The organism is Clostridium frigoris (assembly GCF_018861865.1).
Lineage (GTDB): Bacteria > Bacillota > Clostridia > Clostridiales > Clostridiaceae > Clostridium_AD > Clostridium_AD frigoris.
This window is the reverse complement of the sequence record NZ_JAHLDV010000009.1, coordinates 14,432-33,407: the sequence shown is the minus strand read 5'-3', so window position 1 is coordinate 33,407 and position 18,976 is coordinate 14,432. Positions and strand designations below refer to the sequence as shown.

Annotated in this window: 16 protein-coding genes and 1 riboswitch; of the genes, 5 read left to right on the top strand and 11 right to left on the bottom strand. The window is 29.4% G+C overall.

The window, feature by feature from the left end; all coding sequences use genetic code 11:
- Positions 1-152 precede the first annotated feature (152 nt).
- The 5 genes from KPL37_RS06570 to KPL37_RS06550 all read right to left on the bottom strand — a co-directional run bounded on the left by KPL37_RS06570 (position 153) and on the right by KPL37_RS06550 (position 6,597).
- Positions 153-1,472 carry a hemolysin family protein gene (locus KPL37_RS06570; RefSeq protein WP_216146938.1) on the bottom strand — a complete coding sequence of 440 codons (1,320 nt, stop codon included), beginning with the start codon at positions 1,470-1,472 and terminating at the stop codon, positions 153-155.
- 186 nt (positions 1,473-1,658) lie between these two features.
- A complete protein-coding gene (locus KPL37_RS06565; protein ID WP_216146936.1) occupies positions 1,659-2,975 on the bottom strand; it encodes a hemolysin family protein in 1,317 nt (438 codons plus the stop codon).
- A 187-nt stretch (positions 2,976-3,162) separates the two neighbouring features.
- Positions 3,163-3,309, bottom strand: a complete 147-nt coding sequence (locus tag KPL37_RS06560) for a lmo0937 family membrane protein (protein ID WP_216146933.1) — start codon at positions 3,307-3,309, stop codon at positions 3,163-3,165.
- Between the two features lie 131 nt (positions 3,310-3,440).
- Positions 3,441-4,568 carry an SGNH/GDSL hydrolase family protein gene (locus KPL37_RS06555; protein WP_216146931.1) on the bottom strand — a complete coding sequence of 376 codons (1,128 nt, stop codon included), beginning with the start codon at positions 4,566-4,568 and terminating at the stop codon, positions 3,441-3,443.
- A 166-nt stretch (positions 4,569-4,734) separates the two neighbouring features.
- Positions 4,735-6,597: a polysaccharide biosynthesis protein gene (locus tag KPL37_RS06550; RefSeq protein WP_343216221.1), complete on the bottom strand. Its 1,863-nt coding sequence runs from the start codon at positions 6,595-6,597 to the stop codon at positions 4,735-4,737.
- Between the two features lie 188 nt (positions 6,598-6,785).
- Between KPL37_RS06550 and KPL37_RS06545 the strand changes: the two genes are divergently transcribed.
- A complete protein-coding gene (locus KPL37_RS06545; RefSeq protein WP_216146927.1) occupies positions 6,786-6,947 on the top strand; it encodes a YvrJ family protein in 162 nt (53 codons plus the stop codon).
- A 66-nt stretch (positions 6,948-7,013) separates the two neighbouring features.
- Here the strand turns inward: KPL37_RS06545 and KPL37_RS06540 are convergent, their stop codons facing one another.
- Together KPL37_RS06540 and KPL37_RS06535 are read right to left on the bottom strand one after the other, a co-directional pair.
- On the bottom strand, positions 7,014-7,688 hold the full coding sequence (locus KPL37_RS06540) for an ABC transporter ATP-binding protein (RefSeq protein WP_216146925.1): 675 nt from the start codon (positions 7,686-7,688) through the stop codon (positions 7,014-7,016).
- Complete coding sequence (locus tag KPL37_RS06535; protein WP_216146923.1) at positions 7,681-8,838, bottom strand: ABC transporter permease; 1,158 nt, start codon at positions 8,836-8,838, stop codon at positions 7,681-7,683. The genes KPL37_RS06540 and KPL37_RS06535 overlap by 8 nt, the downstream gene beginning before the upstream one ends.
- Positions 8,839-9,451: 613 nt before the next feature.
- On the opposite strand from KPL37_RS06535, the gene KPL37_RS20055 reads away from it, so the two are divergent.
- Complete coding sequence (locus tag KPL37_RS20055; RefSeq protein ID WP_281418633.1) at positions 9,452-9,574, top strand: hypothetical protein; 123 nt, start codon at positions 9,452-9,454, stop codon at positions 9,572-9,574.
- Positions 9,575-9,629: 55 nt separating this feature from the next.
- Here the strand turns inward: KPL37_RS20055 and KPL37_RS06530 are convergent, their stop codons facing one another.
- The 3 genes from KPL37_RS06530 to rfbD form a co-directional block, all read right to left on the bottom strand.
- Positions 9,630-10,133, bottom strand: a complete 504-nt coding sequence (locus tag KPL37_RS06530; protein WP_216146921.1) for a glycosyltransferase family protein — start codon at positions 10,131-10,133, stop codon at positions 9,630-9,632.
- 362 nt (positions 10,134-10,495) lie between these two features.
- Positions 10,496-11,671, bottom strand: a complete 1,176-nt coding sequence (locus tag KPL37_RS06525; RefSeq protein ID WP_216146920.1) for a Coenzyme F420 hydrogenase/dehydrogenase, beta subunit C-terminal domain — start codon at positions 11,669-11,671, stop codon at positions 10,496-10,498.
- A 145-nt stretch (positions 11,672-11,816) separates the two neighbouring features.
- Complete coding sequence (gene rfbD / locus KPL37_RS06520) at positions 11,817-12,650, bottom strand: dTDP-4-dehydrorhamnose reductase (protein ID WP_216146918.1); 834 nt, start codon at positions 12,648-12,650, stop codon at positions 11,817-11,819.
- Positions 12,651-12,833: 183 nt separating this feature from the next.
- Positions 12,834-12,914, top strand: a riboswitch (cyclic di-GMP riboswitch).
- A 19-nt stretch (positions 12,915-12,933) separates the two neighbouring features.
- Between rfbD and KPL37_RS06515 the strand changes: the two genes are divergently transcribed.
- From KPL37_RS06515 to KPL37_RS06505, 3 genes are all read left to right on the top strand, one after another.
- Positions 12,934-14,295: a right-handed parallel beta-helix repeat-containing protein gene (locus KPL37_RS06515; protein WP_216146916.1), complete on the top strand. Its 1,362-nt coding sequence runs from the start codon at positions 12,934-12,936 to the stop codon at positions 14,293-14,295.
- 44 nt (positions 14,296-14,339) lie between these two features.
- Entirely contained in the window at positions 14,340-15,686 is a 1,347-nt protein-coding gene (locus KPL37_RS06510) for a right-handed parallel beta-helix repeat-containing protein (protein ID WP_216146914.1), read from the top strand.
- Between the two features lie 226 nt (positions 15,687-15,912).
- Positions 15,913-17,247, top strand: a complete 1,335-nt coding sequence (locus KPL37_RS06505; protein WP_216146912.1) for a right-handed parallel beta-helix repeat-containing protein — start codon at positions 15,913-15,915, stop codon at positions 17,245-17,247.
- A 509-nt stretch (positions 17,248-17,756) separates the two neighbouring features.
- Here KPL37_RS06505 and KPL37_RS06500 read toward each other — a convergent pair.
- Positions 17,757-18,971 carry a hypothetical protein gene (locus tag KPL37_RS06500; RefSeq protein ID WP_216146910.1) on the bottom strand — a complete coding sequence of 405 codons (1,215 nt, stop codon included), beginning with the start codon at positions 18,969-18,971 and terminating at the stop codon, positions 17,757-17,759.
- Between the last annotated feature and the right edge of the window lie 5 nt (positions 18,972-18,976).

The following is an 18,976-nucleotide window of genomic DNA, read 5'->3' as shown; positions in this document are numbered from 1 at the left end:
ATAAAGAGTATTATACAGTAGACTTATAAAAAAATCAACAAGTTTTGAATAATTATTCATATTGTTGTATATTTATTCAAACTTATACTATAAATACGAATAAAAAAATGGCCCCCTTAGCTATTAACTACATAACTAAGCGGGGTTTGTTACTACTTTTCATCCAATTCTTCAATTGATTTTTCAATTAATTTCTTAATTTTAACTTTACTAATTCTTTTGCTATCACATTCTGATATAATAAATTCATAATTTTCATAAATTATTTTATCATTCACTTGTGGATATGAGCTTAATTGTGAATAGACCCATCCACCAATTGTATCAATGTTTTCTTCTTCTATATCTATGCTTAGAAGTTCAACGATGTCTTCAATAAGAACTTTACCATCTACGCTATAACCGCCATCTTCTGTTTTAATAATCTCATTAACCTCTTCATCAAACTCATCTTGAATCTCACCAACTATTTCTTCTAAAATATCTTCAATAGTTAAAAGTCCAGACGTTCCACCATATTCATCAATAATTATAGCCATTTGTACCTTATCTTTTTTAAATACTTTTAATAATTCACTTATTGATAAAGATTCTGGGACAAATTTAATTTCACGGATAACATCCTCTATCTTTTGGCTATTTCCTTCAATTTTCTGCTTATACAAATCCTTAATATGTACAAACCCAACAACATTATCTTTACTATCACGACATACCGGATATCTTGTTAACTGTTCATCTAAAGTAAATGCTATAATGTCCTCAAAAGAATCTTCGAGATAAATACATTCCATATCAGTTCGAGGTATCATTATCTCTTTTACTGTTTTCTCTGAAAAATCAAATATATTATCTATAAAAGTTAATTCAGTCTTATCTATTAATCCATGATTATAACTTTCCTCAACCAATAACTTTATTTCCTCATCAGTATGTGCTACATCATGCTCATCAACTAGTGATACACCAAACATTTTTAAAACTAAATTAGTACTATGGTTAAACGCCCACATTATTGGAAAAGTTACATTATAAAACAAAACAAGGGGTAGCGCTGTATACATTGCTATCTTCTCTGTATTTATAATTGCAAGTGACTTTGGGACTAATTCACCAAGTACTATATGAAATCCAGTTATAAGTGAAAATCCCAATATAAAAGAAATCGAGTGTACAGCAGCTTCTGGTAGATTCGTTAAACTAAATAACGGAGTGAGCATTGCTGCAACTGCAGGCTCTCCTATCCATCCAAGTCCTAGGGATGCTAGCGTTATTCCTAGCTGACATGCAGATAGGTAAGAGTTTAAATCTTTTACAACCTTTAAAGTATATTTTACATTTTGAGCTCCATCCATCACTAATGTTTCTATCCTAGATTTTCTAACCTTTACCATTGCAAACTCTGTGGCAACGAAAAAAGCATTCATAAATACGAGTAAAAATACGAGAAGAATGTTTATAAAAATAGTCACTTTTGATAGCCCCTTCCAAGTCAACACATATGCTTAGTATTATCCATACTTAATCTATTATAATCATAACATACTTTACTAATTATATAATACCATATTTATCTACGAATTCAATTTTTTTCATATAGAAAGTATTATAATTTTCTAGACTTTAAATTACCCCACTTTAATAAAGTAGGGTAATTCTTATATACATATTTTAATTTTTTCTATTCTTCGTTCGCGAACTTCCTCTATTCTAAATATTACATCCCCATATTCAACAGTTCTCTCTTCATTTATCTTTGGAATACATCCCATAAGATTAATAAGAAAACCTCCTATTGTATTATAATCTTTGGAAAATAAATTTAAATCTAAATACTCATTTAAATCATCTAAAGAAAGTAATCCACTTACTATATAAGTATTATTATCAACCTTCTTTATTTCTGGTTCCTCGTGATCATATTCATCTTCAATATTACCCATAATTTCTTCTGTAATATCTTCAGTTGTAACTACTCCTGAAAATCCTCCATACTCATCAATAAGCATAGCAATATGATTTTTAGAACTTTTTAATTCTTTAAATAATTCATCTATATTTTTATTTTCCTGAACAAAATAAGGTGAATGTAATATATTCTTAATTTTTACATTTTCAAAACCATTTTCTCGTGCCTCTATCATAAAATCTTTCATATGAAGTATTCCTACGATATTATCAACATCACCCTCAAATACTGGCACTCTTGAATGACGCTCGATTAATAACTCATCCAAATACTCTGTAATAGGGTCATTTATATCAATCATATATACATCAGTTCTTGGAGTCATAACTTCTCTTGCTAATTTTTCATCAAACTCAATGATATTATTTATCATTTCTTTTTCAGTTTCATTAATAACGCCGTGTTCTTGACCTACTTCTATAAGTGATTTTATTTCTTCCTTCGATATCTTTTCCTCTTTATTCTCATGGCCAAGACCAGTGATTTTGACTAAAATATTGGTAGATACTGTTAGTAAGCTCACAAACGGTATAACTATTTTAGATACATACATAATAGGTACTACCGAAAACATTGCAATAGCTTGTGAGTTTTGAAGTGCAATACGTTTTGGAAACAATTCTCCAAATACAAGTGTTATATAAGAAAGTCCAATTGTTATAACAACCAGAGCAACTCCTTCACTATAAGGTACACTTATATTGCTTAAAACCAGTGTTAGTTTATCTGCTATCTCGGTAGCCGCATAAGCACTTGAAAAAAATCCTGCAAATGTAATACCCACCTGAATGGTTGATAAAAATTTTGTTGGCTTTTCTATAAGTTTAGATAATAGTATAGCCTTTTTATTACCTTCCTCTGCTAAATGTTTAATTTTGTTCTTGTTCAAAGATACTATTGCCATCTCTGCCGCTGCAAAAAATGCATTTATCAGTGTTAAAATAACAATTAATATTAACTGCGCCACTATATTGCCGTTAAGCATGGGCGCGGGTTCTGATTCCATTAAAAATTCCTCCTCTAAAATAAAAGCTTTTCATACTACAATGATAACACAAAATTTAATACTTTGATTAATATTGTAAAAATAATTTTATGTTTCGTTCACAATCAAATAGGAACCAGCTTACAGCTAGTTCCTATTTAACTTTATATTTAGTTTAGAGAACTAATAATTTATTAGTTTCCTATACTCATCTTTTTCCTGAAATTTTATCAACAAGAAACACTATTACAGCAAGTACCAGCAACATATGTATCAAGCCGCCACCAATATGAAGTAAAAAACCAACTACCCAAAAGAATACTATTACTCCACCTATCCAACGTAAAAGTCCCATATAAAAACACCACCTTTCATATATGTTTATTTACTAATTGTCTTTAAATTTTTAATAATTATATCAAGAAACTATTATATTTGCAATACTAATTCTACCTTTTACCCTATTTTTCGAGTCTTTAACAATTATCAATTTGTTACAAATCCTAAAATTTTTACGGAACCTTTGTTAATTATAGATGATGTTTCAATCCTAATCTTATGATTTCCCTTCAAATTATAAGCTATTAAATCAGAATAACTAACCTGAAATGTTGAATTAGTATTAATTTCTTTTATAAAGTTATCATCTATAAATACTTTAAATTTCCCACCCTTTGGCTTTCGGAGGAAATGTATAATTGCAACACTTTTAGATGTATTAAATACTAAGTTTTCTGAAACCTTATTTCCAATAAAGCCATCCTCTATAATAAAACCATTATTTGAATCAGGTGAATTATCAAAGACAAAGTCAGCTAATTTCTTAGTGTTATTGTATAATACACTATAATCAATATCTGTTTTTTTATTAGATATGTAATTGTCATTTATAACCTTTTCAATTGTTTTAGCATAATAAACGTACCCTTTGCCATTAGGATGTACCAAATCATTAGATAAATCTGTATATAGCTTTCCTGAATTATTAAATGCCCTCACTGTATCTGCATATTGAAGATTATAATGCTCAGCTAAATCCTCAATTACACTTGAATAATCATTATATTCTCTAAATGAGCTTTCTATAATTGGTATTATTTCTATATTAGGATTGATTTTTTTAAGTTTAATTATAATACTCTCATAAAACATTCTAAATTGTTTTGGCTTTATACTAAATTGATCATTTTGTCCAAAACATATAAATGCCACATCATATTGTTTTATAAGTTTAACATTGTTTAGCTCAACCCATGCACGCACTCCTGTTGTACTGCCTCCCGTAATAGGATCAGTTGTTATAGTTGATCTATATTTTTTTTGTACATCTTTTATTATTACATTAATCCATTTTTGATGAAAATTAGACGAACCCGTACTTTGAGCTATACTGTCTCCTATTATTAAAGCATTTATATCTTTATTTTCATGAAGTTTTTGATAAAAATTCAAATCTGAAACTCTACCTACCTCATCACGCTTTATTTTCTTTTGCTGATTAGCTAAAACTACATTTTCTTTTAAATTTTCATTATTACGAATAACAATCAATACAAAAATGAAACTCACTACCACAACCAAAAACATACACAAAATTACTATATTCTTTTTCATGTAAACTCACCCCTAAAGTACTAAATATCCATAAATAATTATACTACTATATAACTAGTTTATATATTAAAAATACTCATATATTATTTAGTTTATAATAAAAAAGAACTATCCAAGCGCATAAATATGCATTCGGGTAGTTCTTTTAATTTAACTACGTTTAACTTTAAACAGCTTGATCATCCTCGCCACCAGTTTTCTTATAAGTAGGAACAATGTCTTTAATTTTATTAGTTAATGCATCAACATCGTTTGCAGCAATAATTACAGCAAGTTCATGCATTTTCTCTTTCATTACTCCTAAATCGCTAAAAGTAGGTTTACCAATAAAAATCTTCGCATGTTTAGTATTAGTAAGTCCTTCTTCACTCATTAACAGCTCTTCATAAAGTTTTTCTCCTGGACGTAGCCCCGTAACTTCAATTTTAATATCTTTATTCGGCTCAAATCCTGAAAGTTTTATTAAATCCCAAGCTAAATCATATATTTTAACAGGTTTCCCCATATCCAAAACGAAGATTTCTCCACCCTGGGCATATGCGCCAGATTGAAGCACTAATTGTGCAGCCTCCGGGATAGTCATAAAGAATCTTGTTATATATTTATTCGTAAGCGTAACTGGCCCACCATGAGCTATTTGATTTTTAAATAATGGTATAACTGATCCATTACTTCCTAGAACATTCCCAAATCTCACTGCTACAAAATGTGTTTTGCTTATTTTATCCATAGATTGTATAATCATCTCACACATTCTCTTAGTAGCACCCATAACATTAGTTGGGTTTACTGCTTTATCTGTTGATATCATTACAAATCTTTCAACATTAAACCTATGAGCACACTCTGCTACATTATAAGTTCCAAAGACATTGTTTTTTATTGCTTCCATAGGACTTTCTTCCATTAGTGGAACATGTTTATGTGCCGCTGCATGAAAAACTATATCCGGTAAATAAGTTTTAAAAATATCATCAAGTCGTGCTTTATCTCTAACAGATCCTATAAGTACCTTTAGATCTAATTTTGGATATTTATACTTAAGTTCAATTTGTAAATCATAAGCGTTATTTTCATAAATATCAAAAATAATTAATTGTTTAGGTGCAAATTTTATAATTTGACGGCATAATTCAGAACCAATAGACCCTCCGCCACCTGTTACTAGTATTGTTTTGTTTTGAATGTACCCTGCAATACCCTCTGTATCAAGCACTACCGCTTTACGTCCAAGTAAATCCTCAATGTCTACTTTTCTAATTTGACTTAATGAAACTTTCCCATTTATTATTTCATACATACCTGGAATAATTTCTATTTTACATTTTGTCTTTTTACATATTTCTAGTATTTGTTGTTTATCCTCGTCTTCTATAGTTGGAATGGCTATAAGAATAGTTTCTATATCTTTAGATTTTGCAATAGAAATTATATCTTTCCTATTTCCTAGAACCTTTACTCCCAAAATATTTTTCCCTTTTTTATAAGGCTCATCATCAATTACAGCTATAGGCGTATAATTAGCTTGGCTGCTACTTTTCATTTCTTTTATAACCATCGCTGCAGCTGCCCCAGCACCTATTATCATTACTCTATTTCTATCATTCTTACTGACATTACAATTCATAATACCCGTAAATCTTTCATATACTCTAAATGACATCCTAAACCCAAGTATAAAAAGAATACTAAAAGCACAAGCGAGTATACTTACTCCATATGTAAATGGATGACCAATAATTCTAATAAATACAATGGTAACAATATTTGCAGCAAGGCAAGCGCCAATAGCCAACATAAATTCATCTACACTTGCATAACTCCATAGACTCTCATACAATTTGAACAGATAAAAACATGTTATATAAATAACTGTTACTATTATTGCTATCTCTTTATAATCACTAGAATAAAACTTGAAATCTCGATAGTGATACCTAAAAAATAAAGCTAATATATATGCTAAGTTTATTAAAACTGCATCACTTAGTATGAGTATCGGCTTTTTCCATTTTCCTAAAGCTTTCACACTATACACCTCTTCTTTATGTTTATCATAATTAGTTCTCATGATATTATATCATCATTTTTACTTTTAAACATCTTTTCAATAAAATACTACAAAAATTCCTATTTCTATAATTAATTCTATAATACCCACAAAAACAATATTAAATGCATATATATTATGTGTAATGGTGAGGGAGGTGCTTATGCATGTATGATGCATTAATTAAACTGGTTAATACAGTTGGCTTCCCTATAGGTGTGAGTATATATCTACTAGTTAGATTCGAGAAGAAAATTGAGGCTCTCGATAAATCTATCTCTGGTTTAACTGTAGTAATATCCACTGTTATAGGAAAATATAAACAATAAGGATATCAAATTTGATATCCTTATTATTTTATTTTTCTAACAGTAACCCAGCATCTATTAACCACTTTAAAATTTAATAACACCATCTTCTATTTCAATTATTCTATCTGTTTTTTTTGCTATTCTCTCATCGTGGGTTATTATTATAAAAGTAGTTCCAAGTTCTTTATTTATATCTCTAAATATATTATATATAACTTCAGACGTTTGAGAATCCAAGTTTCCTGTTGGCTCATCTGCAAGTATTATTTTAGGACTGTTCATAAGAGCTCTTGCAATTGCTACCCTTTGTTGCTCTCCCCCAGACAAATCATATACTTTATTTTTCTTAACTTTTGGAAGTCCCACAAGTTCCAAAAGCTCTTTTGCTTTTTCACGAGTTTTTCTACCACAAAATGTATTTCTTATGGATCTAGGCATAATGACATTCTCAATAGCATTAAACTCTGGTAGTAAATGATGAAATTGAAATACAAAACCTATTTCTCGATTTCTAATAGACGATAAAGCTCTTCTACTCATCTTATCTATTCTTCTACCTTCCAATTCAACTTGTCCACTTGTAGGTTTATCAAGCATCCCTATTATATTTAACAAAGTCGTTTTACCACTACCTGATGCCCCTATAATAGAATTAAAAGACCCTTTATCAATAGATAAATTTATATTGTTTAATACCTGTGTTTTAACTCTTTTTCCATAAATTTTATTAATATTCTTAAGTTCTATAATGCTATGCATTTTTTATAACCTCCACAGGCGTTAATTTAAAGGATTTTAAAGCTGGAAAAAATGCAGCTAAAGTTGATGCTATTATATCGATAATACATAATTTAATTATAAAATTATAATTTACAATTATATTAACTATAGGTTTTCCATCAACTGATGACACTATATATCTATTAAACCCTTTTACATACAAATAAGTTAACCCCACACCAATTCCTGTACCAATTATACCTAAGATAAAAGCTTGAATTAAAAATATAAGAGCAGCAGAAGCATCTTTTATCCCCATAGCCTTTAAAATACCTATTTGTTTGTATTTCTGAACCACACTTATACTCATTATACTTATTATGCTTAAAACAGCAGCAATCATTACACTAAGTTGAATTATTAAGCTACATACTTTTTCGCCCATTATAGCACTTACTAATAGCTTATTTTGATCTTTCCAATTTTCTATTACTAAATTATTATCATTCAATCCTCTTTTTAACTTCTTTGCAATAATATCTGCATTATAAGGATCACTCGTAGATAATTCCATAGATGTTGCAGCATCACCAAGCCCCGCCAAATTCTGAGCAGTTTTAAAATTCGTAATAACTAAAATTTTATTAATCTTTATTGTATCAAAATCATAAAATCCTACGGCTTTCACAACTATCTTTCGATTATCAGCAGTTACTATATTTATATTATCATTTATTTTTAATCCTAATTTTTCACTAAGTTCCTTCCCAATCAACGCTTCTCCAGAATTTTTGACAGTTCTTCCTTTATAAATTTTATCTTTAATATTATATAATGATTCCAAATCTTTAGATACAAATCCACTGATTTGTATAGGCTCCGTCATATTTCTAATGTTTAGAGATGCATTATAACCAACTACTGGTGCCACCGATGTTATTCTACTATCTAGCTTTTTAATTTTATCTTCCTTGACCTGATAATCCTTTATTATGTTATTTTTAGGATTTATCGTTATATGAGTTGAATTTCCCACCACTTTGTCAAGTAAAGAAGTTTCCAGTCCTGAACTTAGGAGACCAACAAATATCTGTACCGAAATCCCTATGGCAATTCCTAAAACTATTACTAATGTTTGAGTCTTACTGTTTATTAAGAATCTCCAGGCTATTTTTAGTGCTGTAAACATACCCTCTAGCCTCCGCTTATTTTTTATTATAAAGTTTTATCATAATTTAACAGTTTTCAATAAATACAACCTTCTATTGTTTATTTTATCATACAATGTCATATTTCTCTATAAATAAACAATTAATCCATAGATATAAACAAATATAATACTATTATCATATATATTTAAATAACATAAAGTTAATATATTTATTGGATAGCTTAATGAAAACGTCTGATAAACCCATTCCATTAATTTCAAGTATTAAATTAATAAAGAGGAAACCTCCTTATAAAAAGAACCGTAAAGATGATTTTATATCACCTCCACGGACTTTATAATGTTCTACTTTATTTTAAGTTAATGTATACATAAAGAGTAATTAATTTTTTTAATTAGAGCCCCCCCCTTTAATTAAATGAAAATATAAAACCAAAGATAATTAGCGTAATTTAGCTAGTTATCTTTGGTTTTTTTAAATTGTTCTAGATTATTCAAAATAGAATTAAGTTGTTTTTTACAGTATAATTACAAAAATGAAACTATATTAAGATGATAACCGTTATATAAGTATGAACATTAACAGATTATACATTTTCACTCATTATTAATAGAAGAGGACGTGTTCTTTATGAGATACATAATTTTTGCACTAGTATTAACTATTGCGTATATTTTATTATTTAGCTTAATGAAAGCAGCTAGTAAATCTGCCCCCTCAATACCAGCTATAAAATATAAGAAAAAAAGATAACTACAATAAAACAATCCCTTTTATTCATAATTATGTTAGACTGCTTTATTATGATTTACCGATTACAAACTACACACTTTTCACCATTGCCATAATCGGTACATGTTTCCACCCCCGAATTAATAAATTTAACTTTAGAACATATTCCTAAATAATCATGTGATGTGAATATAATTTTTATACCAATTTTATTCGCAGCGGAGATGAACTCTTCATCTAAATTTACTAATGTATGAATATGTATAATATTAACCTTGATAGCTTTTAAGAAATCACTGTAAATATTAAAACCCATATGCTTAAGTGATATTTTAGGATCATATTCTCCGTTAAGCAATGTAGCAGAAATCGGATTGTTTATTTCATATACTTTTATATTGTTAAAGGATTTATTCTTTTTAATTTTCAATTTTCTATCTGCTGAAATATTTCCTAGATATACTAATGAAACTTCATTACCATTAGCTACTTGGCGTATCATAATATCATCTGGTTGTTTCGCTAATCCCTCTGTGTTAAGTGGAGGTAACCCAAGAGCATAATGCAAAATTTTAATCACACGCACCTCCTATACTAATAAAAAAGTAGATTATCATTTCGCGTATTATTTTTATATGTTTTTTCTTTATATTATTTGTTTTCTTCTAAATACTTTAGCATTTAATTACAAATTTAACCACTTATACAAAAACAATTGTCTCCTTTTGTATATATCAGTAAAACTTTTTAAAATGCCTTTGCATTTATGACAAATTGTGTAATAATTGTCACCTTTCTTATGTATTACTACAGATACTCCTTTAATTATAACATTAATTGCTATGGATGTCGTAATACTTAAATAAGCTAACCCGATCCACGCTTAGTATAGATAAACTAGAAAAAATATTGTATAATAGCTTTTTAACTATCATAAAAAAACTATTTTTTTATGATCTTCTCCTTTATGAATGTAAACACTCTCTTACAAAGTATAATTTTACTTTGTATGTATGATGGTGGGCTCATATATTTTTTAATTACATATTCAAATTCATGTTTATTTAAATCATTAAAATACTTTTCCCGAAGAATTGGTATTTTTACAGATGATATTATAGAAGGGTTGCCACTTATAGCATGTCCCAAATCACATCTTTTAGTAAATACGTTATTCCCACAGCCCCTAATCATAGCGTTACCTTTATCCGTATTTACAAGCAAGAGTGAAGTTCCGGTGTCATCATCAAGTGTTGGGTATTTACTAGCTATGCCCCAGTAATCTCCAAGTGTTATATCGGATGCTCTTTGTGTGTTTTTATATGAACACTCATAACAAGATGGTCTTAGATAATAATTTCTTAAAAACCCTTGCATATATATATCATTTCCTATTTTTTCACTATACCTTCCACCACTATCAAAATTCATAACTACAGAGTATTTCTTCCACCCATATTCCTTGTTTCTAAAAGTTATTGATTTAATCTTAGATTCAAATTGTCCTTCTACATTTAACTTATATTTTTCAAAAATAAGAGGAGAAGCTACACCATTACAAACAATGTCTGCGGTATATAACTCCTCGTAATCCTTTTGAAGATAGTTATAAAGCCCAGCTACCTGACAAGGAGTACCGGTAAATAGAACTTTTGTGCCGTTATCTAAGTTGTATTTCACTCTATTATAAGTCTTTCCTGTATCACTTTGAACGTATTTTGAACCTCTTAACTCTTTTAAATCTTCTACTCTACTAACTTCTTTATGTATTACTTTAAAAGTCTCATCATATCCGGCGCCAAATACCACTCCACTCTTTGATAATATGTACTCTGCTATACTTGTAAAAACTCCTCCTGATGAACTGTCTTCCCGAGTATTTTCATCATTATTCCATGCCGCAAGGCAAATCGGCTCCTCATAAGATTGCTTTTTACTATAAATATTAATTTCAGGGCATACCATTTCACATAATCCACACTCAGTACACTTATATGTTTCAACTTTTGGATACCAAAATCCCTCCTCATCTATAAGCATTTCTATACAAACTTTTGGACATATATTTAAGCATGCTTTACACCCATTGCAATCCTTTTCATCTACAATGTTAATCATATAAGTTGCCTCTTTTCATTTATCTAAATTCTTATACCTTAGTGAAGAAAATAAAAAGAGATAGAATAGACTTTATATTAGCAGATTCTATTTCTTTACTTTATCAGTTTTGAAACTATTTATACACGATAGAATTACAATTAATTTATTTTAAATATTCATATATTGCTTCTTGCCAAGGTCTTGTTATATCACCGGTTGTAAGCTCCAACATATAATTTCTGAGCACTGAGTATTCTGGCCTTTTTGCTGGCCTTTTGAATTCCTCTGATGTGCAAGGTAAAACCGTCGTCGTTATGCCTTTAATTCTAAATATTTCTTTAGTGAAATCATACCATGTACATTCCCCTTTACATGTACAATGAAAAATCCCATAGTTTTTATCTTCTACGAGTTTTATTATGGTTCTAGCTAAGTCAACAGTACTTGTAGGTGTACCTTTTTGGTCATTAACTACTTTTAATGTTGTATTAGTTTCACTTAATTTTATCATAGTCTTTACAAAATTATTTCCATCACCATAAAGCCAAGCTGTTCTAACTATGTAGTGTTTAGGATTATGGTTTCTAACTAGTATTTCTCCCTCTAATTTAGTTTTACCATAAATTGTCAAAGGATCTATTTTGTCAAATTCCGTTAGTGACTTATCTATATTACCGCTAAATACATAATCTGTTGAAACTTGGACAATTTCTGCACCAATTTCATTTGCAGCTATCGCTAGGTTTTTAGGTCCTATTGCATTTATCTTATATGCCATATCTATTTCCGTCTCACACTTGTCCACAGCTGTTAGTGCGGCACAATTTATAATCACATCCGGTTTATTTCTATTTACGAAACTATATACTTCATTAATATTCGATATATCTAGATCTGATCTTCTCGTAAGTATTAACTCAATCGTTTTTTTCTCTTTGTATTGATTAGCTAATTCTCGACCAAGTTGACCATTAGCTCCTGTGATTAATATTTTCATATTTAATTCTCCTCTTAAAGCTTATTTATGTATAAATTATACCTTACTTTAATAATTAATTGAAGAAATTCTAAAGAATAAAATATTATTAACGATAAGTTAATATATTATTTTAAATAAATTTTTATCAATCATATTTATGCGATATAAAATTCATTTTTAATAACTTTAGATAAAACTTTTTAAGGACAATAGCAAACTTGCTGAGAAGTAAGGACGCAAAGCCAAAGGGCCTTACTAGCGTATGGTAGCCTAGCCACCAAATTAAAAGGAGTGATTTACTATGTTTAAGAACAATATGAAAAAAAGCATTACAATATTAATAATGTTAGTTTCCTTGTCAACCGTTAGTCCATTTCTAAATACTACGAGTGCCATAGGTCTTACAACTTCTTCTAGTACATCTGAGTCAACAAGTAATCCTACTACAATAGATGTTACAACTTATAAGTTAGATATAACGGGTGTAACCGATACCTCAATCCAGTTTCAACAAATGATAGATTCATTGCCAAGTGGAAGTACAATACAATTACCAGCAGGTACGTATAAATTGTCGAACGTTGTTAAATTAAAAGATAATTTACATATGATCGCCTCTAATGATGTTATAATTAAGGGGAATGGTTATAACACTTTATTTTCCACTGGTAATGCTAATAGTTTCGAGGGTATAGAGTTTCAAAATTGTGCAACCGCATTAAGTGTTTTTCAGAAAACAGGATTTAATATAGCAAACTGCAAATTTACAAATAACATTAGTTATGTTGCTATTAATTTCTATGGAAGTCACAATTCAACAGTTACAAATTCATATTTTTACAATATACACAAATATGGAATTTTAATTGATAGTGATAGTTCCGATATTACAATTGATAACAATAATTTTGATAACCCATTAGTTTTTGATGGCTATAACGTAGAACAGATAAGTGGACATGTTTATTGTCTAAACGGAACTAGAATTTTTGTTACAAACAATAATATAAAAAATAGCGGTGGGCAAGGTATTATATTTGGTTATAATTCAACAACTGGAAAAGGCACAACAAGTTCCGTCGCATTTAATAATCGCTGCATAGGCAATGGTCAAGAAGGCGTTACAACATATGGCGGAAGCAAGAAGGTTTCTAATGGAAATTCTATTATTAGTAATACATCTATAAATAACAGATTTAATCAAATTGAAGTATGGCAATCTGATAATAATACTGTTAAAGGCAACACAGTAGAAGAATCCATATTTGGTCGTGGAAGTTTAGGATCTATTTGCCTTTTTGGAACGACTGGAACAACTGTTACGGATAACAATATATTATCGTCTCAAAGTAATGGAATAGCAATAATAGCTGGAAGCTTAAATTGCAACGTATCAAACAATTTTATAGCTGATACAAATAGGCAAAATTTTGATAAAACCCCTGAGAAGGGTAACGGAATATTACTTGACTGGAATAGCATAGCTGATCCACAATATATAACAATAACTAATAATACAATTAGCTCAAGTAATGGAATTATTGCTAAAAGTGGTGTTTACTCAACTTCCAACACTAATCATAATAACAAAATAAATAGCAACATAATAACAGGTTACCAATATGGAGTTCACTGGTATGCCCTAGCAACTTGTGAAAAATAGATTAATATTATAACCTCCCACCGACATACGAGGAGTGAATTAATATGTTAAATAATAACATAAGAAAAAGTATAGCTGTTACCATAATATTAACCGCTTTATTAAATGGTACTTCCTTTATAACTACTACAAAAGCTGCCACTGTGACGGCTAATTCAACTAATGGTCCTACAACAATAGATGCTCAAAAATATAATTTGGATAAAACAGGAATATCAGATACTTCTGCTTCATTTCAAAAAATGATAGATTCGTATCCAAAAGATAGTACAATTAATTTACCAAAGGGTATATATAAGATATCTGACACTGTTAAGTTGAAAGATGGGATGAGTTTGATTGCTGAAAGTGACGTTGTAATAGAAGGCACTGGTAAAAATACTTTGTTCACTACAGGTAATGATAACACCTTTAAGGGTATAGAGTTTCAAAACTGCTCTATTGCTTTAAGGGTATTATATGTAAAAGGAGTTCATATAATAAACTGCAGATTTACAAATAATATTGCTTATGCAGCAATTGATATATATGGGAGTAGTGATTGCAGTGTTACTAATTCATATTTCTATAATATAGACAAATATGGAATTAAGATAGATAACAATAGTTCTGATATTACTATAGATAAAAATTATTTTGATAATCCCAAAGTCTTTGGTGGATACAGGGATGCGCAAATAGGTGGGCATGTTTACTGTTTAAGTGGTAGCAGAATCACTGTTGAAAACAATATTTTAAAAAATAGCGGTGGCCAAGGCATAATATTTGGTTACAGTTCAACATTAGGTAAAGGCACGACTAACTGCGTAGCACGTAATAACCAAAGCACCGGCAATGGTCAGGAAGGTATCACAATTTACGGAGGCGTTAAGAAACTCTCAAGTGGTAATTCTATTATAGGCAATACCTCTAAAAATAACAGATTTAATCAAATAGAAGTATGGCAATCTAATAATAATACCGTGAATGGCAATACTGTAGAGGAATCAATAGCTGGGCGCGGTAATCTAGGCGCAATATGTCTATTTACTACAACTGGAACAACTGTTACTGGAAATACAGTACTCTCTGCTCAGAATAATGGTATTGACATAACTGCTGGAAGTTTATATAACACTATTACAGATAACAATATAGCAAATACTAATTTAAACAATAATACTACTGCTCCGCAAAAAGGTAATGCAATATTACTTGACTCAGCTGGAATATCGCAGCCACAATATACAACAATCAGAAATAATAAAATAAGCTCAAGTATCGGCGTTATTTCTAAGAGTGGTATCTATTCAACTTCTAATAGCAATAATCATAACAAAATAGATAGTAACTCTATATCTGGTTATAAATCTGGATTTCATTCTTATGCTAAAATGACTTGTGGAATGTAACCATAAGTATCAGTCATAAAAGGAGATAACTAGCTCCTTAAGATCTACTAAACAAAGGATAAGGACTATAATATTTGTAGACTTTATCCTTTGTTTTTATTTGCAAATTAGAATTAGATACTGGATTGAATTACTACTGTGCAACTGGGTATAATAACATATGCTCCTATTAAAGTAATCCTAATATTATATAAAATATACTAATACGAAAATAAAGGGTGGATATATGAAATTTTTAAAAAATAAAACAGTTATAATTATTATAATAGTCTTTTTTGCATTTTTAATAGGTACATTTATAGTAATTAACAAAACGAAAGATCTATCGATTCACAACATTGATAAGAATGACATAAAAAAATATTCATTAGACATAACTGGAGTTACAGACACCACAGCAGCATTTCAGAAAATGATAGATTCATATCCAAGTGGAAGTACAATAAAGTTACCAGAAGGTAAATATAGTCTTCATGGCAGTGTAAAACTACCAGATGGAATAAAGTTAATTTCAAAAAATAAAGTACTATTTATTGGTTCTGGCAAAAACACTTTATTTTTTGTAGGAAATGATAACAGTTTTCAGGGTATAGAGTTTCAAAATTGCTCTACAGCAATAAACATTGATCAAAAAAAAGGACTAAAGGTAACTGGATGTAAATTTACAAATAAAATCGATTATGCTGCATTAAATGTATCTGCAAGCAGCAACTGTTCTATTACAAATTCAATTTTTTATGATATACGAAAATATGGGATTATAATAGATAAAGATAGTTCTAATATTACAATAAATAAGAATAATTTTGATAACGCCAAAGTTTTTGGTGGTTATAAAAAAGAACAAATAAGTGGACATGTTTACTGTTTAAACGGAAACAAAATCTCCGTAACAAACAACGTGTTAAAAAACAGCGGTGGTCAAGGTGTAATCTTCGGTTTTAATTCAACAACTGGAAAAGGTACAACAAACTCTGTAGCAAGTGGTAATACCTGCATCGGTAATGGTCAGGAAGGCGCTACAATTTATGGAGGAGACAAGAAAGTTACAAGTGGAAATTCTCTTATAGGCAATACTTGTAAAAACAATAGGTTTAATCAAATAGAAGTATGGCAAACTAGCGATAATATCGTTAAAAACAATACAGTAGATGAATCCATAAAAGGTGTTGGTAATCTAGGCGCAATATGTCTGTATGAAACATCAAATACAACAGCTACTGGGAATAAAGTCTTATCTGCCCAAAAGAATGGTATTGATATAACTGCTGGAAGTTCGAATTGCATTGTATCTAATAATATTATAAATAATACAAATGGCGAAAATGATAATAAAGCTACTGAGAAAGGTAATGGAATATTGCTTGACTCAAATGGAAAGGATCAGCCTCACCATATAACAATTAAAGATAACAAGATAAGCTCTAGTAATGGAATAATAGATAAGAGTGGTATCTATTCAACTTCTAATACAGATCAGCACAACACAATAAATAACAATGCAATAAAAGGCTATAAAGTTGGACTTCATGAGTATGCTAAAATGACCATTGGAAAGTAAAAGTTTTCTCAGGTGTACTTGCAATATGAGTTTAAAACGTGAAATTTCATTGAGGAATTCTATTCTTTTGAGAATAGAAAATTCTCTATCGCTCACACTCGACATCCTGTCTCGGGTTCTCTAGCCTGACGTCCTGTCAGGCTTACGATAATTTTATATTAGCAAAAGAAGAATTCTAAATGAAATTTCAATTGTTTCTTCACTTCATATTGCAAGTCACTTCCGGAGAAATTCTTTTATTCTGTATTTACGATGAGCTACATCTAACAAAAATGATAGATAAAAAAGGAATAGATATAAATATCCCTACCAAAAAAAGTTTTTCAGCCGGTAGGCTGCAACTGTGTTAAATATACTTACTAAATTTAATATTTATATGCAGTTGCTTTGTTAAAAAAGTTTATTTAATCCTTGCAAAGATACTTTAGCCAATAGGCTAAAGGGGTTGTAAATATGGTTACTGGATTTATTTTAAAAAATAAAAATAAAGACATAAGAAAAGAGATAACCTATGAGGTTATCTCTTTTCTTATGTCCAAATTATCTTCTAATTCTATTTTATCAGGTGTCCACCTGCTTAGTATTAATCCATATACAATCCAATTTACCGGATTTGTAAAATAACCTCCGTAAATTTGATATAAGAAACTGAATAGCAGAAGGTTTGCGAGTAACATATTCTTTTTAAATCCTACATTAATAGCTAACAATGTAAGTAACAAAACTAAGTACGCTATCCCAAATATGCCTCCCTCTGCAATAAAATATGGATATGAAGCTGCTACTACCGCTGTCATTCCAGTAGATTTAAAGATTTTTCTTGTGTTATCGGTATTAAGATTCCCAAATCCTACTCCAATGCCTTGTGTCTTAGTTATTGCTGTAGATGTGAATTCCTGAGTAACATTTACTCTGTAACTGTTGGAAGAATCTTTTCCATTTAGCGTGTCTACTGTTCTCATGTATATTGACGATTTTGTTACTACGAACAATATTGTTATTATGGTAAAGACCATTATCAATCCATATCCAACTAAAATATTTTTGAAATTAAGTTTTATTATAATTATAATAAATGATACGAATGTTATAGTTCCGAAAAGCATTACTGTGGACCCGTAAGCTCCAGATAATGCTAATAGAACTAAACAATCTATCATATAGATTATATATTTAGCTTGCACCTTATGGGTTTTTTCTTTAATAATTAGATACATTAATATAATAATTATTATAGATAAGTGAAAACCTAGTTCACTAGGTTCTATGTAAAATAAATTTAGTCTTACAAGGTTATATTTATTTATAGTATCATGAAGCCTCCACAAATAATCATTATTTTTTAAAAGAATCGCTATTGGTGTAAGTATTAAGTAGATTCTACAAATATAATCAATAAATCTTTTAATCTTAAAGTCATGAATTTTTCTTGATACCAAAATCATTAAAGAAATACATATAGTAATTTTAGAAATATTAACCATAAGCTTTTGCATTTCTACATTTTGTATTACCATTCCTTGAATGATTCCATATATTGCGATAGGTAATGCACCTATTATTAAGAATGAAATATCTCTCTTTCTTTTAAATATAACAAAGATAATCCCCAGCATCCCTAGTGCATAAAATAAATCTAAATTACCAGTTAATGTTTTACTGACAAAAGGTAAATTGGCAAACATCTGATGAAAGCAATACAATAACGCCATTAATATTTCCATTTATT

What these genes read in the sequence shown, in the direction of transcription:
- KPL37_RS06505 (WP_216146912.1), top strand. Translation starts at nt 15,913, where the DNA reads ATGAAATTTTTAAAAAATAAAACAGTTATAATTATTATAATAGTCTTT.
- rfbD (WP_216146918.1), bottom strand. Translation starts at nt 12,650, where the DNA reads ATGAAAATATTAATCACAGGAGCTAATGGTCAACTTGGTCGAGAATTA.
- KPL37_RS06545 (WP_216146927.1), top strand. Translation starts at nt 6,786, where the DNA reads ATGTATGATGCATTAATTAAACTGGTTAATACAGTTGGCTTCCCTATA.
- KPL37_RS06565 (WP_216146936.1), bottom strand. Translation starts at nt 2,975, where the DNA reads ATGGAATCAGAACCCGCGCCCATGCTTAACGGCAATATAGTGGCGCAG.
- KPL37_RS06540 (WP_216146925.1), bottom strand. Translation starts at nt 7,688, where the DNA reads ATGCATAGCATTATAGAACTTAAGAATATTAATAAAATTTATGGAAAA.
- KPL37_RS06500 (WP_216146910.1), bottom strand. Translation starts at nt 18,971, where the DNA reads ATGGAAATATTAATGGCGTTATTGTATTGCTTTCATCAGATGTTTGCC.
- KPL37_RS06510 (WP_216146914.1), top strand. Translation starts at nt 14,340, where the DNA reads ATGTTAAATAATAACATAAGAAAAAGTATAGCTGTTACCATAATATTA.
- KPL37_RS06515 (WP_216146916.1), top strand. Translation starts at nt 12,934, where the DNA reads ATGTTTAAGAACAATATGAAAAAAAGCATTACAATATTAATAATGTTA.
- KPL37_RS20055 (WP_281418633.1), top strand. Translation starts at nt 9,452, where the DNA reads ATGAGATACATAATTTTTGCACTAGTATTAACTATTGCGTATATTTTA.
- KPL37_RS06525 (WP_216146920.1), bottom strand. Translation starts at nt 11,671, where the DNA reads ATGATTAACATTGTAGATGAAAAGGATTGCAATGGGTGTAAAGCATGC.
- KPL37_RS06555 (WP_216146931.1), bottom strand. Translation starts at nt 4,568, where the DNA reads ATGAAAAAGAATATAGTAATTTTGTGTATGTTTTTGGTTGTGGTAGTG.
- KPL37_RS06535 (WP_216146923.1), bottom strand. Translation starts at nt 8,838, where the DNA reads ATGTTTACAGCACTAAAAATAGCCTGGAGATTCTTAATAAACAGTAAG.
- KPL37_RS06560 (WP_216146933.1), bottom strand. Translation starts at nt 3,309, where the DNA reads ATGGGACTTTTACGTTGGATAGGTGGAGTAATAGTATTCTTTTGGGTA.